Annotated in this window: 13 protein-coding genes; 12 read left to right on the top strand and 1 reads right to left on the bottom strand. The window is 46.6% G+C overall.

Annotation, left to right across the window (positions count from 1 at the left end; translation table 11 throughout):
• Positions 1–88 precede the first annotated feature (88 nt).
• The 4 genes from AC58UU_RS30105 to AC58UU_RS30090 all read left to right on the top strand — a co-directional run bounded on the left by AC58UU_RS30105 (position 89) and on the right by AC58UU_RS30090 (position 3,088).
• The gene (locus AC58UU_RS30105; protein ID WP_497321062.1) at positions 89–1,165 is read left to right on the top strand and encodes a Gfo/Idh/MocA family protein; all 1,077 of its coding nucleotides are present in this window, start codon (positions 89–91) and stop codon (positions 1,163–1,165) included.
• A gap of 22 nt (positions 1,166–1,187) precedes the next feature.
• Positions 1,188–2,024 (top strand): sugar phosphate isomerase/epimerase family protein, encoded by an 837-nt coding sequence (locus AC58UU_RS30100; RefSeq protein ID WP_497321060.1) that lies wholly within the window; start codon positions 1,188–1,190, stop codon positions 2,022–2,024.
• Between the two features lie 267 nt (positions 2,025–2,291).
• On the top strand, positions 2,292–2,777 hold the full coding sequence (locus tag AC58UU_RS30095) for a hypothetical protein (RefSeq protein WP_497321058.1): 486 nt from the start codon (positions 2,292–2,294) through the stop codon (positions 2,775–2,777).
• 26 nt (positions 2,778–2,803) lie between these two features.
• Positions 2,804–3,088: a hypothetical protein gene (locus AC58UU_RS30090; RefSeq protein ID WP_171689725.1), complete on the top strand. Its 285-nt coding sequence runs from the start codon at positions 2,804–2,806 to the stop codon at positions 3,086–3,088.
• A 39-nt stretch (positions 3,089–3,127) separates the two neighbouring features.
• On the opposite strand, the gene AC58UU_RS30085 is transcribed toward AC58UU_RS30090, so the two are convergent.
• On the bottom strand, positions 3,128–5,449 hold the full coding sequence (locus AC58UU_RS30085) for a helix-turn-helix domain-containing protein (RefSeq protein WP_497321056.1): 2,322 nt from the start codon (positions 5,447–5,449) through the stop codon (positions 3,128–3,130).
• 155 nt (positions 5,450–5,604) lie between these two features.
• Between AC58UU_RS30085 and AC58UU_RS30080 the strand changes: the two genes are divergently transcribed.
• From AC58UU_RS30080 to AC58UU_RS30045, 8 genes are all read left to right on the top strand, one after another.
• Entirely contained in the window at positions 5,605–7,128 is a 1,524-nt protein-coding gene (locus AC58UU_RS30080; protein WP_497321054.1) for an extracellular solute-binding protein, read from the top strand.
• Entirely contained in the window at positions 7,112–7,396 is a 285-nt protein-coding gene (locus AC58UU_RS30075) for a hypothetical protein (RefSeq protein ID WP_497321052.1), read from the top strand. Before AC58UU_RS30080 ends, AC58UU_RS30075 begins: the two co-directional genes overlap by 17 nt.
• Positions 7,397–7,734: 338 nt before the next feature.
• Positions 7,735–9,264 carry an extracellular solute-binding protein gene (locus AC58UU_RS30070; protein WP_497321050.1) on the top strand — a complete coding sequence of 510 codons (1,530 nt, stop codon included), beginning with the start codon at positions 7,735–7,737 and terminating at the stop codon, positions 9,262–9,264.
• 102 nt (positions 9,265–9,366) lie between these two features.
• On the top strand, positions 9,367–10,317 hold the full coding sequence (locus AC58UU_RS30065) for an ABC transporter permease (RefSeq protein WP_497321048.1): 951 nt from the start codon (positions 9,367–9,369) through the stop codon (positions 10,315–10,317).
• A 50-nt stretch (positions 10,318–10,367) separates the two neighbouring features.
• Positions 10,368–11,243, top strand: a complete 876-nt coding sequence (locus AC58UU_RS30060) for a carbohydrate ABC transporter permease (protein WP_497321046.1) — start codon at positions 10,368–10,370, stop codon at positions 11,241–11,243.
• A gap of 14 nt (positions 11,244–11,257) precedes the next feature.
• Entirely contained in the window at positions 11,258–12,385 is a 1,128-nt protein-coding gene (locus tag AC58UU_RS30055; protein WP_497321044.1) for a hypothetical protein, read from the top strand.
• Positions 12,376–13,581 carry an MFS transporter gene (locus tag AC58UU_RS30050; protein ID WP_497321168.1) on the top strand — a complete coding sequence of 402 codons (1,206 nt, stop codon included), beginning with the start codon at positions 12,376–12,378 and terminating at the stop codon, positions 13,579–13,581. Before AC58UU_RS30055 ends, AC58UU_RS30050 begins: the two co-directional genes overlap by 10 nt.
• A 19-nt stretch (positions 13,582–13,600) precedes the next feature.
• Positions 13,601–14,695, top strand: a complete 1,095-nt coding sequence (locus tag AC58UU_RS30045; protein ID WP_497321042.1) for a glycoside hydrolase family 88/105 protein — start codon at positions 13,601–13,603, stop codon at positions 14,693–14,695.
• Positions 14,696–14,747 lie beyond the last annotated feature (52 nt).

Raw genomic sequence — 14,747 nt, 5'->3', positions numbered from 1 at the left:
TTTCCGAAATAACGGTACGACTTCTTGCTGCACTTATTTTACCATAAAAGGAGATCGAACAGGATGTGCATATGAGGAGGAACGAACAGTGGGAAGCGTTAACAAAATTAGAGTAGGTATTATTGGAGCGGGAAATATTGGCGGGGTTCACATTCGTGAATTTTCAAAGCTAGGCAATTTATGTGAAATTACGGCGATTACGGATGCCTATCTGCCACTCGCGGAAGCACGTGCGCAGGAACACGGTATTGCTTACGTGCCAGCTACCCCTGAAGAACTTATACAAAGTGCGAATGTAGACGCTGTTATTATCGGCGTGCCCAATATGCACCATGCTTCGCTTGCTGTACAAGCGATTGAAGCAGGCAAACATGTGCTGATTGAGAAGCCAATGGGTATCAATGCGGAAGCAGCCAAACAAATTTACAAGGCCAGTCAAGCATCAGATAAAGTCGTCATGATCGGTCACCAAATGCGCTGGGAATCTGTGCCCCTTCAAATCAAGGAGCAAGTCGATGCCGGTGAGCTCGGTAAAATTTATACAGCGAAAACAGGTTGGTTCCGCCGCAAGGGTATTCCTGGTTGGGGCACCTGGTTTACGAAAATGGAGGAGTCAGGCGGGGGCCCGCTGATTGATATTGGCGTTCATATGCTGGATCTTGCCCTCTACTTGATGGGGAATCCGAAGCCAGTGTCAGTATCAGGCGCTACGTATGCTGAATTCGGGCCTCGCCGCAAAGGAATCGGAACATGGGGTACACCGAACTGGAACGGTACGTACGACGTAGAAGATTTGGCAACTGCTTTGATTCGCATGGAAGATGGCAGCACGCTGACGCTGGAAGTAAGCTGGGCCGTGCATATGGATACGGACAATACACCGTTCGTTCACCTGATGGGAACAGAAGGCGGAGCGAGCTATCGCGGAGCTAACGGTAAGCTGTTAACGGAGAAGTTTAACAAAGCGATCGAGACCGATCTGAAGAGACCGGATGATGATGAGGGTGAACGTCTGCGCCTCAGCCTTCATTTCCTAGATTGCATTCGCGAAGGCAAACAACCGATTACTTCGGCGCTCTCCGGCTATACGAATAATTTAATTCTCGATGCCATTTACGAATCTTCACGAACTGGGAATGAAGTGAAGCTGAACTGGAACGAATAATATCATACTTGGAGGGATGAACATGCTTAGAGGATTAACAGGGGCTGGACTTGGCAAGCTTGAAAGCAACGAACAATTCATAGAGTTAGCTGCAAAATATGGCTTCGGGGCCGTCGATATCGACGCGCTTGGTTTAGTAGAGAGCTACAGTGTAGATGGGGCACGTGAGCTGCTTCATAAACATGGCCTCGTCATTGGTTCCATCGGTTTGCCGGTTGAATGGCGAGGGTCGGAAGAGACTTTCCGTGCAGACTTGCCGAAGCTGACACAAGCAGCAGCCGCTGCTGCTGCGCTTGGATGTACGAGCTGCTGCACGTACGTGTTACCTTCAACAGATTTGGGCGCTGCGCATTTCATGGCGTTAGCTACACGCAGATTGCGTACTTGTGCTCAAATCTTAGGCGCCTACGGCATCCGTCTTGGACTAGAGTTCGTTGGTCCGCATCATCTGCGTACCCACTGGAAGCATCCGTTCATCTGGACACTGGATGAAACGCTGGATTGGATCGACGCCATTGGTGAGAGCAATGTAGGCTTATTGTTCGACGCGTACCATTGGTACACGAACGGACTAACGGTGGCCGATATTGAGAAGCTTCGCGCCGAACAGATCGTGCATGTCCACATCAACGACGCACCAGACGTTCCCGTGGAAGAAGTGCTGGATAACGGACGCTTGTATCCAGGTGAAGGCGTAATCGACTTGGCAGGCTTCCTGCAAGGGCTGCAGCGTATTGGTTATAAGGGGGCTATCTCTCAGGAAATATTGACGGCAACGCCGCCGACAGAATCCCCCGAGAGCTTAGTTCAACGTTCCAAGGCCGGCTTTGATAAAGTGTATGCGGCAGCTGGGATTTGATTTAGTAACATAGAAGGTAAAGGTTAAATAAGATGGGCTCGCCTTGAGTGAGGATGGCATAGACGTGATGAAGAAGCTTGCTGGCGCAAGTGTTCACGGCCACCTTCTAGGCGTGTCCTTTTTCATTTTATACCTAAAAAAAACCATTCGACAAAGGTTCCTAAAATCCACCCCTATGGAATGACAACCTTTTTACCCATTTTCTTATAGTATTTTCTTGTCCATAGACACAACACATCACGAATTTAAAGGAGATTCAAAGGGGAAATGGAACAAGAAGACTATATCGCAGAGGCAACCTTCCATGCTAACATTTCATACCTCATTCAAGCCCAAACGAAAAAGCAGGCCTTAGAACAGGTTGCATACGAATTAGACCAAACCAACGTCCAGCTTAATGAAATTACGCTAGAAAATGAACTAGGGGACTCCCACGTTTTTACGGTTCAAGAAGTTGAAAAAATGGATTGGTATGATGTAGATCATACAGAGTGCTGTAACCAATTTAGGGTGTTTGGTCGTATGCAGTTGCTTATTACTCTGCGGAAACAGAGTGACACTATGAAAGATGTGGAACAATCAACCTACCATTTGTCTCAGTCACTTGTATACGGTAAACCAGTTTTGACGATATCAGAAGGCTATAAGCACATATTTTTAACCGTTTCACAACATAAAATGGCGTGGAAAACCAAGCTTCAGGAAACAGAAACGGAAACAACAGAAACAGTGCTTTTGAGTAAACTTGCCTAACAATAAATGAAAGAGAGGATACGATCATGCAAATCAAAAAGAAAAACGACATTGGTGAGATTTTGGACAATTTTTCATCGTTTGCCAAATGGGACGCTTCAGGAGAGAAACTATACCTAGTATTTGCTGACAACAAACGCGGAGGACAATGGACTTTGATGAACTACTCGGATGATCGTTTCAGCGTTCATGGAGTTGGCCAAGACTATGTAGATGAGAAAGAATCGTTCTTTGAGGAACGTAACAGCGTGGTATCGTTTCTATGGGATAATCGTGCTGCACTCAAAGCAGCTGTCAAACCAACAACCTAGCTTTTGGTTGCTAGGATTAGGAGAAAGAAGGCAAGGAACCTATGGATTAGGTGCCGAGCCTTCTTTCTTTTTGTCCCGATATTGGCCGGGGGTCAATCCTTCTTGCTTGCGGAACGAACGGATGAAGTTTTGCGAATTGTTATAGCGAAGTTTGGAAGAAATATCTTTGATCGGCATATCGGTTTCGGACAGCCATTTCTTGGCCATGTTGAACCGGTAGGTCGACAAGTAGTCACTGAAGGAGCAGTTCGTTTCTTTGCGGAAAATACTGCTCAAATAATTCGCGTTATAATGCAGCCGAGAGGCGCACTCCTCAAGCGTCAGGTCGGTATCGTAATAGTGCTGCACGAGATCAATAATCTTCTCGGAAATGTTGTGGTACTGGGCATCCTGCCGGTCGCGATAAATGCGAATCAGCGGGTGAATGACCTCTGTCCAGAACCAGTCCTCGATTTCGGCTGTCATATGCAAATCCAGGAGCTCTTCGAAGAGAGACCCTTTGCTCGGATGAATCTGATTCAAGCTGATTCCGGATTCCTGCATCACCATAAGCAGGTTGTTGAGCAGCCGTGCCAGTGGAATTTGATATTCCTGCGGTGTCAGCGGAGCTGCGAATACCGCTTGCAGCAGCTGCTTCAGCAGCTCCTTGGACTTATCCTTCTCGGCAAGCTTGATCGCATCGATCAATTCATTTTCGATCGGCTTCGGATAGTTTAAATTCAAGTAATGTTTCCCTGAGTTTATATTTTCATATTGAATGATGATGCCCTCACCCAGCTTGATACGATGCTTCAAAGCCTCCAGACCTTCCCGATAGGCAATCGACATCTGCGAGAAAGCGTGAATCGGGAGACTCATCCCAATGCTTACGTGGAGATTCAGAAAGCTATAGATATGCTGCTGCATCTGCTCGGTTAATGCATATACCGTATTGCGAAAGGCAGCTTCTTCGCTATCGGCACTACCAATCAAGGTGACCACGGTTTGGTCAATAATGATGGGAGCGAGACGCTGCTGCGAAGGAATCAGCTCCTCGATCATATTGTGCACAGCGAAGAGCAGCAGCTCCATATCCCGTTTTTCGTAACGGATATTGTCGATAGAATCGATCTGCATCGTGATCACAGACATCGTTTTCCACTCTTCAATGTGCTTGTTATAGCCGAACTGTCCCAGCTTCTCCAGCAGCTCGCTCTGTTTGATATGCCCTTGAAAAGCCTTGATTAAGAAAAACGTCCGTACCTGACCGATATGCTGGTGGACTTCTCTTTCCAGTTGGGACTTCGATTGGAACAAGGTATGGACGTGCTCGCTGATCATCTGGAACTCGTTGGCCTTCCGCTTCTGATTCACGGTCACAAGCCCTCCGATTTGGTTCAAAAGAAGCTGGATCGGCGAATACATTTTGCGCGAACCTAGCCAAGCTAAGACCATGGAAAGGAGCAGCATCAGGACGCATACATAGATCGTATAGGTTCCGATTTTACTTGATTCCTTTGTCAAACTATCGATGGAGGTTAAGGATAAATAGGTCCAGTTGTTGAGGTTTGAACGCAGGAAGCTGACGGAATAAGGCTTCTCGTTAATATCCGTTGAGAACTGGCCCATTGGCGCCTCTAACTGTTTCAAATCTGTAAGCCCAGCTTCGGTGATGGATTTGCCGATGAGGCTTGCATCCGGGTGCATGAGAATCCGATTCTGCTCATCGATAATCAGGATATCATCCAGATGTTCGGGATCGCTTTGAATCAAATCCTGCAGACTGCAGGCAGGAATGTTAGCCAGAGCCAAGCCATATTTCTCCAAACCGGTGGTAGGCAGCTTTTTAACTAGAGAAATACTGTACTCACAGGTAACGCTTCGCGCATTTTCTTCTGTGAAAAACCACTTGGATGGACTTAGCGTCCAACTGCTGTTCTCCTGCGTGTTCATCAGGGTCATAAGCTTATCGTAATAAGGGTAGCTGTCATAGCGGTACAAGCCCGAATTCTTAATCATCCAGTTTTCCCTGGCATTGATCAAGATGACATCTTCCAGCTTGGTATCAAAAGATTGCATATATCGAATTTCGCTGCGCAGGTCGTCATACATCATGAAATCGTTTACAGTTAGGGGCATATCCATCGCCTTTTTGAGCACGGTAGAGTTGATGACCTGATTAAGTGTATGGTTGACAGTCGTTAATTTCTGCTCTACATTGGAGTTGATTTGGGTGATCAACTGCATTTTACCTTCGTTGACATTCTTTTGAATTTCGCTCGACGAGGTGACGAAGGCGAAAGCGCCGATGAAGATAACCGGCAGAGTGCTGAGAAGGAACCCGAATATGGTCATTTTGCTAAGAAAACTTAAAGAGCGCATCGCATCCAACACCTATCTATCTTGAGGATGATCATTCAGACTATCTATGTATTGTAGTCAAGACAGGCGTTAAGAGCAATAATCATCTGAGTGACGGATAATCATTTTCTCTGATTCTGACTACAAAACACTGCTGCTATAAGGGGGAAGCTCTCATGAGAACAAGTTTATATGGCAAGGGTTTTAAACTTTTTGGTCTCCTTTTGATAGGACTCTTGATAGTTGCTTTGATCAGTGCTTGTCAGAAAAGCAGCTCTCAAAAGACAGATGATGTGAACGGTAATCGTCCCGTTATATCGATCATGGCACCGCTTCACTTTCCGCATCCGCCCATCCCTGAACTTGTTCAGGAAATCGAGAATCGCACACAAACGAAGCTTGATCTGAACTGGGTTCCGGACGGAATATATACCGATAAAATGAACACCGCGCTCACCACAAACTCATTGAAAAAAGCAACCTATGTGAAATATACGGACTACATGCTGATGAAAAATTCGATCCGTTCCGGCGCATTCTGGGATATCGGACCTTACTTGGCTGCGTACCCGAATCTGAAACAGCTGAACAAGGAAATTTTGGGACAGGCAGCTGTCGATGGCAAAATCTATGGTCTGTATACCGAGCGACCCTCCTCTCGCCAGGGTATTATTATTCGTGAGGATTGGCTGAACAATCTGAAGCTGGCTAAGCCGACGAATCTGGATGAGCTGTATCAGGTGTTGAAAGCTTTCACGTTCGGTGATCCCGATCTGAATGGGAAGGTAGATACCATCGGTCTGACCGACCGGAATGATTTGGTTTTCGGCGCGTTCAAAACGATCAGCTCTTATTTCGGTACTCCGAATAACTGGGGGACTGATGACGCTGGGCAACTAGTGCCTGAGTTCGAAACCCAGTCCTACGTGGACACGATGAACTATATGAAGAAGCTGTATGACGAAAAGCTGATTAATGCCGATTTCGCAGTCACCAGTAAGGAAGTTCAACGCGATAAACTAATTCGCGGCATTGCGGGCGTCTATATTGGCAGCATGCAGGATGTGCAGCGTCTTTCGGATGAAGCTCAGCTCATTAACCCGAAGGCGAAGCTCACGCTCGTGAACCATATCGAAGGCCCAATGGGTTTTAAAATTTGGTCGATTCCCAATTATAGTGCACTCTACCTGTTCTCGAAAAAAGCGATTCGTACCGAAGCGGAATTGAAGCAGGTGCTGCAATTTTTTGATCGTTCGATGGATAAAGAAGTCGCCAACTTGATGAAATATGGGTTAGAGGGGCGTCATTACACTGCAAAAGGGGATCAAGTTCTGTTGACGGAAGAGACGTCCAAAATCCGTGTGAATGAAGTGAATGCGCTGTACGCACTTATGATTGCCGATCTGAACAATCCGAAGGTCATGCGCGTTTCGGAGAGCGAGTCCTTGTCGCAGCTCGCGGACCGACTGAGCTTGGACAACGAGAAAAACGTCGTCAAAGACCCGACCGTTGGTCTGGAGTCGAAGACCTACGACGAGCGAGGCGTTGAATTGTACAAAATTGTATCTGACGCTACGTACAATTACATCTTGGGGAAACTGGACAAGGCAGCATTCCAGCAAGAGATTGAGCGCTGGAAGCGGAATGGCGGCAGCCAGATGATAAGAGAGTACAACGAGGCTTATGGGAAGCGAGGTTGAGGTTGGGGAAAGATGGGAAAACCGCTGGCGCTGGTGCGCGGCGGTTTTTTTGCGTTTTGGTGAGTTGGTGGAGGAGTTGAGCAGCTACGGGGGAGGCGCGGTCAAGGTTGAAACGATGATTTTCATCGTTAAAGTTGCTTCTGGGTGCGTACGAGTACGTGTAGCGATGAAAAACATCGCTACAGTAGCAGGAAGTGTTCCTAACTGGTTAAAGTGCATGCTGGGACGATGTTTTTCATCGTTAAAGCCGCGTGTGAGCACGCACTAGTGAGTGTAGCGATGAAAAACATCGCTACAGTAGCAGGAGAGGTGCCTAACTGGTTAAAGTGCGAGCTGAGACGATGATTTTCATCGTTAAAGTTGCTTATGAGCGCGTACGAGTAAGTGTAGCGATGAAAAACATCGCTACAGTAGCAGGAAGAGTGCCTAACGTCACTAAACTCGTTCCTCAGGCCCCCCAGATAATCATCTCCCCACCCGATAATCATCATCTCACATCCTATGCCAAGCGTGGCCTAAATGAGTAAATGATTATTTCGGCACCTCCCTGCGGACGTGTAGTGTGGAGCTTGTAGCACACAACAATTTCGCGGAGGTCTAACCAATATGAAGAGAAAATTAGTCTCGATTCCACTTAGCGTTCTGCTTGTTTCCAGCTTTGCGCTGGCAGCTTGCTCAGATGGGGGGAAGTCAACTCCTGCAGCTACGACTGGTGTGGTAGAGTCGCCTAAAGCAACAGCAGACAACAAACCGACGGCGATCACGATTATGGCACCGCTGAATACAGCGCAAACGCCGCCAGATACGATTATTAAAGAACTCGAAAAATTAACAAATACGAAGCTAACGTATCAATTTTTCCCGGCAGATACGTATGAGGAGAAGCTGAATACAACGTTTGCTACAGGCGCACTGCCGCAAGTCACTTACCTGAAAAACCAGGCGACATTTATTCAAATGAAATCAGCCATTCGTGACGGACAATTCTGGGAAATTGGTCCTCTACTGAAGGACTTCCCGAACCTGAGTAAATTGAAATCCACGACCAATGATAATACGAAAGTGGATGGCAAGCTTTATACACTTTATCGCGGTGTAGACATTGCCCGTCAAGGTCTCATCTATCGGAAAGATTGGGCGGATAAGTTGGGACTGAAGCCACCTGCAACAACGGAAGATTTGGTTGCCATGATGAAGGCGTTCACTGAAAATGATCCTGACGGCAACGGCAAAAAGGATACTATCGGCTTAACGGATCGTAACGATCTCATTTACGGATCATTCAAAACCGTTGCCACTTGGTTCGGCGTACCGAACAATTGGGGCATTAAAGATGGCAAGCTGCAGCCTGAGTTTATGTTCCCAGAATATGTAGCGACAATGGATTACTACAAGAAACTGCGTGATGGTGGACTCATCAACAAGGACTTCGCGGCTACAAGTAAAACGGATCAACAGAAGCTGTTCACCAATGGTACAGCGGGTATGTACATCGGTGCCATGACGGATGTTTCGTCTCTCAATAAAGATTTGATCAAAAACGTACCTACAGCAGTAGTAGATGTGCACAGTATGGTCGCTGGGCCAAGCGGTAAATTCGCAGCATGGGCTCTTCCTGGCTATGCGAACGTCGTTCTGTTCCCAAAATCCGCTACGAAAACAGAAGCTGAGCTAAAGAAGGTCTTGGCATTCTTTGACAAAATGATGACGCCTGAAGTTGCCAACGTTGCAAACTGGGGCATTAAAGATGCTAACTACAGCGTAATCGACAACAAGGCTAAGAAGCTGGATGAAGAGAAATGGACACGCGAAGTCAAGCCTTTCACGGACGCGGCCATTGGTGATGAAGATACGTCCGGCAGATACTTGGGTATTCCTACGATTCCTGCTCAAGGTAAGGCAGATGAACTCAAGATTGCCAACCTGCAGTTCGCTGTACAGGATCCGGTAGCTGCTCTGGATTCGAAAACGAACCAGGAAAAAGGTGTTCAACTTCAAGATGTGATTAAAGATGCAACGAACAAATATATCTACGGCACGATTGATAAGGCTGGTTTTGATAAGGCTATTGAAGATTGGAAGAGTCGTGGAGGCAGCAAAATTATCGAGGAATACAACGCTGTTTATAAAAAATAATGAGATAGTCACGAATCATGCAAGTTGAAGGTAAGGGGGGCTGCTGTTCTTGCAGCAGTCCTCTCGCCTTTTATATGAATCGCCCGGAAAGGAAGAAGTCGTATGCAGGAAGTGAATATAGCACAACGTATGGTGGCTAGGAAACAAAGCAGTGAGCTGGGTAGACGACTCTGGAAAAACAAATGGATCTATGTCATGCTGCTGCCGGGAGTCTTATACTTTCTCGTTTTCAAATATATTCCCATGTACGGATTGATCATCTCATTTCAGAATTATAAACCGTTTAAAGGGATTAGCGGGAGTGAATGGGTTGGTTTAGAGCATTTTCGGCGATTGTTTACAGAGCCGGATTTCTTGATTATTTTAAGTAATACATTAATCTTATTTGTCATGAATCTCTTGTTTTATTTCCCGATTCCGATTCTTTTGGCGCTCATGCTGAATGAAGTCAAAGGGGATCTTTTCAAAAAAGTATTCCAAACGATCGTCTATCTACCACACTTTATGTCCTGGGTTATTATTGTCTCGATCAGTTTCGTCATGCTAACGATGGACGGCGGAATTATCAACGATATTATTGAGTTTTTTGGATTTGAAAAGATCAATTTCTTGTTAGCCCCGGAATGGTTTAGACCGATCTATATTCTTCAGGTCATTTGGAGAGAAGCGGGTTGGGGGACGATTATTTATCTGGCGGCGATTGCTTCTATTGATCCTGGGTTGTATGAGGCTGCGCGTATGGACGGTGCAGGACGGATTAGACAAATGTGGCATATTACATTGCCCGCTATTCGAAGTGTCATTATTGTTTTATTAATTTTGAAAATTGGTGCGGTTCTCGAACTCGGTTTTGAACATGTCTACTTGCTACTTAACTCCATGAACCGAAATGTTGCTGAGATCATTGATACTTATGTATATACAGCAGGGTTAAAACAAGGGCAATTCAGTTACAGTGCTGCTATCGGATTGTTCAAATCGTTTATTGGACTTGTGCTGGTTATGTTAGTTAACCGAATTGCCAAGAAGATGGGCGAAGAGGGCGTTTATTAATGCTTACGAAGTAAGTTTTGCTAACGCAAAACTCTGAGGAGGTTTACACCATGGTAGAAGATACTACGCTAGGCGGTAGAATGTTTGGCATCATCAATTATTTGTTACTAACGATCATTGGTCTCGTTACGCTTATCCCCTTTGTGCACGTTGTAGCGGGTTCATTTACGACCAGTGCGGAAATGGCCGCCAAGAAGTTTGTCATTATTCCGACGGATTGGAGTTTAGAGGCCTATCGATTCATTTTCTCTACGAATACGATTTTTAAAGCCATGGGCGTTTCGATTGGTACCACGCTTGCGGGAACGATCATAAGTATGTTTATCACAGCCCTGATGGCCTATGGTTTATCCCGCAAAGACGTGGATGGAAGAAAAGTCATTATGTTTCTTGTTGTGTTTACGATGTTGTTTCACGGAGGATTGGTTCCGACCTTCCTGGTTGTGAAGGAACTGGGTATGATCGACAGCTATGCGTCGTTGATTCTTCCCTCTGCGATTAGTGCATTTAATTTAATTATTTTGAAGAATTTCTTTCAAAACATCCCAGAGGGACTCGAAGAGTCTGCCAAGATCGATGGCTGCAGTGACTTTGGCATTTTGTTCCGAATTGTTCTGCCATTGTCGATGCCGGCAATCGCTACGATCTCCTTATTCTACGCCGTGACGTATTGGAACACTTACCTCAGCGCGATTCTTTACTTGAATGAGAGTGCGAAGTGGCCGATTCAGGTCCTCCTCAGACAAATTGTCGTGCTTGCCAGCGGGATGGATGTCAGTGCTGATTTGGATAGTGTCACACCGCCTCCTGCACAATCGATTAAGATGGCTGTTATCGTCGTTGCGACTTTACCGATCTTGTGCGTGTATCCGTTCTTGCAAAAGCACTTTGCTAAAGGGGCTATGATCGGCTCCATTAAGGGATAGGAAGGGATTTCAACATGCAGAAACAGACACACATCGATGAAATTGGTCAGCTTCTCGCGGATATGGATGGTTTGTTTGATGGCTTTTTAACATGGCTTGGCGGGCAGCATGATCCGGAAAGCGGCGGGTTTTATTATGCTGCGAGTTCAAGGAAGATATCGACGGGTGGGCCTGATATAGAATCGACAGCACAGGCGTTGAACATTCTGGAGCGTAACGGTTTACTCAGCAGCCTATCAGAGGAGATGAAGATGGGCTTGATTCGCTTCTTTCAGAAGAAGCAGGATGCTGCTTCGGGTTATTTCTATGATGCGAATCCTTTCATGCGTGAGGATGAAGTAATGGTGGCTCGGGCAATCAGCTACAGCCGGAACGCGCTTAGAAAGCTCGGAGGGCTAATGCTCTATCCACTGCCTTACGAGGCGCAGCAAGCACCTGCATATATGAGCTCGCCCGAATCCTATCTAGCATGGTTGCAATCCGTGGAGCTAAGTAACAGCTGGCGAGGCTGTGATCGTCTGTCTACCTCTAGTGTCTACGTGGAGCAGGTCGAACCTGCTAGCCGCAGGGATGCGTTCGCTCAGACGGCATTTGATTTCTTTGGGGACAAGCAGGATCCTAGGTCGGGACTATGGGGAGAGGGCTCCTACTATGTCAGGATATCGGGTACCTTCAAGCTGCACATCTTCTATGATCGCTTTGATGTACCGCTGCCGAGGGAGGACCGTATTTATCAAAGCATCCTCTATGCCTTACGGCATGAAGAAGCGGTGGATATGTGCTATATCCGCAATCCGATTCACTTATTATCCTACATGAAGCTGCCTATCCCGACAGAAGAACTGCGCGAAATCATTCGAATTACACTTGCGAATATGAAACGGCTGCTTCGCTCGGATGGCGGCTTTTCCCGCGAACTTGCTCATTCTCCATCAGCACCCAATGTAGCGCAGATCAAGCAAGGAGAGTATTATCCTGGCATGCCGAAGGCCGTTCACATCGGTGGCGGAGAGATAGAAGGCGACATGAACGCAGGGACACAAGCTTTGTTAATCCGCTCGGTTTGTTATCAATTGGCGGGTAGGGAAGCACCGAAGCTTGGGAGCCAAGAGGCGTTCCATAGGTGGGCAGGATGTTCCTAGGGGAAAAGCAAACAGATGAGAAGCGATTATCAATAGAAGCAAAGAGTACGCTGCTCAATCACGGTATTTATCAGTTCGGAAATTCGCTTGCCGGCATATTCATCAGTCTTTACTTGTGGAGGCTCACGAATGATCTGTGGATCAATGGAGCCTTCCAACTCATCATGCTGGTAGCTGCCCCGATTGCGACCGTGTACATGGGGAAAATCGCCAAGATTAAGGATCGTTTATATGTGTACCGTTATGGCATTTATTTAACGGCCTTATTTTATCTGCTTATCCTGATTGCACAGGAGCGAATGGTTGATTATTACATCTGGTTTGCGTGTTTAAAGGGAGTTTCCACAGCCCTCTACTGGCTTGGTAATTTCACCTTGATTTCGGATGTGACGGATAATGAGAACCGCCATAAATATTTAGGGTGGAATTCCATGGTTACACATGTCGCAAACTTAGCGGGTCCGGCTTTGGCGGGCCTGATGATTGCAAGCTTTTCTGCTTTAAATGGGTATATCATCATCTTCGGTCTGTCTTTCTTTATGTTTGTGCTAGCGTCCGTACTCAGTTTGCAAATCAAGAAGAAGCCGACGCATCACACGGCATATTATCTCAAATATACGCAGTTAATTTTGAAGAAACGGCCTGACTTTACGAGATCGCTAATGGGGTGGTTTATCATCGGGCTTCCTCAAGGAATCATGATGTATGTGCCGGCCATATTGCTCTTTCAAGTGCTGCCCAAAGAGTCATGGGTGGGGTATTTGAATGCATTTTTTCTATGCTTATCGATTGTTTCTAGCTATATCTTATCCATCAGGGGCAGGGAAACGTCGACAAATGCCTATTTGTCCATATCTGCATGGGGATTCGTTTGTTCCTCTGTCTTCTTGCTGTGGGACATCTCCCTATGGACGGTCATCGTGTTCATGTGTGTCTCGTCACTGTTTAAACCGCTGCAGGCTAATTCCTATACCGCACATTACTATCAGTTGATAGGTGGTATGCCGCTCAAAGAGAACTTCCGGATCGAGTCCATTGTCATTCGAGAGTCCGTCATCAATGTCGGTCGTGCGGCAGGTGTACTTCTTTTCATGCTAACGGCTGGACAGATTGATCATGTATGGCTGCCTTGGATCATCGTATTCGTCATGCTTATGCAAGTTGGAATCCGTCCGTTGATCCACAAATCCACATAGGAATAGAGAGGGAATTATTATGACTCATCATTTTGTTAAATCACCCATCGAATGGGCAAGAGCTGCCTGCGATTCAATTATGAGCACGTACACGCCTATGGAGCTGCCGCCTGCTGAGCGCTGGCATTACCACCAAGGTGTTTTCTTATGCGGCATGGAAATGCTGTGGGAAGCTGAACAAGATGATCGCTATGACGCCTACATTCAGGCGTATGTCGATGGTTTGATCGACGAACATGGCAATCTATATTTCGCGCGGGATGAGCTGGATGCGGTTCAAGCGGGGCTTTTGTTGTTCCGATTGGAACAACGGACAGGACACAGCAAATACCGAATCGCCGCGGATAAGCTGAGAAACTTGCTGAACACGCTGAATCTTACTTCGGAGGGCGGTTACTGGCATAAAGATAAATATGCCTACAACATGTGGTTGGACGGTTTGTATATGGCAGGTGTCTTCTCATTGAAATATGCGAATGCTTACGGAGATGATGCATTGCGCTCCACGGTGATGCATCAAGAAAAGCTGATGCGCAAATATATGAAAGATGAAGAGACAGGTCTGCTGTACCATGCCTGGGATGAAAGCCGGAAGATGCCATGGGCGAATGCCGAAACCGGCTGTTCACCGGAATTTTGGGGTCGCTCGCTCGGCTGGTATGGCCTAGCGGTTACACAATTCCTTGATGAGCTCACAGCGGACGAACCAGGGCGTGAAGAGTTAGTTAACTCGCTGCGTGATTTCGTTCATGCCTTGATTCGTTATCAGGATCCGGAGAGCGGACTTTGGTATCAAATCGTTGACAAGGGTGATCAGCCCGATAACTGGCTGGAGACATCCTGTACGAATCTGTTCGTTTATACGATTGCCAAAGCGATTAAGCACGGGGTTGTCGGCCAAGAGTGTGTAAACGCAGCAGTGAAGGGATATGAAGGACTGATCCGAACGCTAAAGTTCGACGAGCAGGAGCGGGTTATTTTGCCACTCATCTGTATCGGGACGTCAGCAGGCGATTATGAGAACTATGTGACTCGTCCGACTAGTGAGAACGACCTGCATGGCGTTGGCACATTCGTGATGGCGTGTTTAGAAATGGAGTCACTCATGAAGTGAGAATCCGAAGAACTTAATTGAGTTTTGTGCTAAAAAGGCTGGACACATATTC

This window comes from Paenibacillus sp. JT22N1, from assembly GCF_059692155.1.
The sequence above is the reverse complement of the archived record's forward strand: the minus strand, read 5'-3'. Positions and strand labels throughout refer to the sequence as shown.

Coding starts and splice junctions, on each gene's coding strand:
- AC58UU_RS30100 (WP_497321060.1), top strand. CDS start 1,188: ATGCTTAGAGGATTAACAGGGGCTGGACTTGGCAAGCTTGAAAGCAAC.
- AC58UU_RS30060 (WP_497321046.1), top strand. CDS start 10,368: ATGGTAGAAGATACTACGCTAGGCGGTAGAATGTTTGGCATCATCAAT.
- AC58UU_RS30050 (WP_497321168.1), top strand. CDS start 12,376: ATGTTCCTAGGGGAAAAGCAAACAGATGAGAAGCGATTATCAATAGAA.
- AC58UU_RS30085 (WP_497321056.1), bottom strand. CDS start 5,449: ATGCGCTCTTTAAGTTTTCTTAGCAAAATGACCATATTCGGGTTCCTT.
- AC58UU_RS30080 (WP_497321054.1), top strand. CDS start 5,605: ATGAGAACAAGTTTATATGGCAAGGGTTTTAAACTTTTTGGTCTCCTT.
- AC58UU_RS30075 (WP_497321052.1), top strand. CDS start 7,112: ATGGGAAGCGAGGTTGAGGTTGGGGAAAGATGGGAAAACCGCTGGCGC.
- AC58UU_RS30065 (WP_497321048.1), top strand. CDS start 9,367: ATGCAGGAAGTGAATATAGCACAACGTATGGTGGCTAGGAAACAAAGC.
- AC58UU_RS30090 (WP_171689725.1), top strand. CDS start 2,804: ATGCAAATCAAAAAGAAAAACGACATTGGTGAGATTTTGGACAATTTT.
- AC58UU_RS30055 (WP_497321044.1), top strand. CDS start 11,258: ATGCAGAAACAGACACACATCGATGAAATTGGTCAGCTTCTCGCGGAT.
- AC58UU_RS30070 (WP_497321050.1), top strand. CDS start 7,735: ATGAAGAGAAAATTAGTCTCGATTCCACTTAGCGTTCTGCTTGTTTCC.
- AC58UU_RS30045 (WP_497321042.1), top strand. CDS start 13,601: ATGACTCATCATTTTGTTAAATCACCCATCGAATGGGCAAGAGCTGCC.
- AC58UU_RS30095 (WP_497321058.1), top strand. CDS start 2,292: ATGGAACAAGAAGACTATATCGCAGAGGCAACCTTCCATGCTAACATT.